Raw genomic sequence first — 771 nt, forward strand, 5'->3', positions numbered from 1 at the left:
CCCACATCGACGGCACCGAATTAGTGTTCGGCCAAGATGGCTGGAGTCAGACCCTCACCGTCACCAATGGCACCGTGCGCATCAAAGCCGACGGTAGCTTTGAGTACACCCATGATGGCAGTGATCCAACCCAGACAAACCCAAGCTTCACCTACACCTTAAGCGATGGCACTGACAGCGATGACGCTACCGTCACCATCAGTGTCGGCGCCGTCAATGATGAGCCGATCGCGGAAGATGATAGCTTCAGTGTTGATGAAGGCGCAATGGTCAGCGGCAATGTCATCACCCATGATGACGGCGATGGCAAGGTCGATACGGATGGCGGCGACGGCGCGATATTAAACGTCACCCACATCAACGGCACCGAATTAGTGTTCGGCCAAGATGGCTGGAGTCAGACCCTCACCGTCACCAATGGCACCGTGCGCATCAAAGCCGACGGTAGCTTTGAGTACACCCATGATGGCAGTGAYCCAACCCAGACAAACCCAAGCTTCACCTACACCTTAAGCGATGGCACTGACAGCGATGAYGCTACCGTCACCATCAGTGTCGGCGCCGTCAATGATGAGCCGATCGCGGAAGATGATAGCTTCAGTGTTGATGAAGGCGCAATGGTCAGCGGCAATGTCATCACCCATGATGACGGCGATGGCAAGGTCGATACGGATGGCGGCGACGGCGCGATATTAAACGTCACCCACATCAACGGCACCGAATTAGTGTTCGGCCAAGATGGCTGGAGTCAGACCCTCACCGTCACCAATG

Annotated in this window: 1 protein-coding gene; it reads left to right on the top strand. The window is 55.8% G+C overall.

The features are described 5' to 3' along the window. Positions 1–771: Ig-like domain-containing protein (locus tag BM736_RS25280; RefSeq protein ID WP_256718006.1), on the top strand; the 771-nt coding region annotated here is incomplete at both ends.

Origin of the sequence: Shewanella sp. UCD-KL12 (assembly GCF_001957125.1) — a bacterium.
Lineage (GTDB): Bacteria > Pseudomonadota > Gammaproteobacteria > Enterobacterales > Shewanellaceae > Shewanella.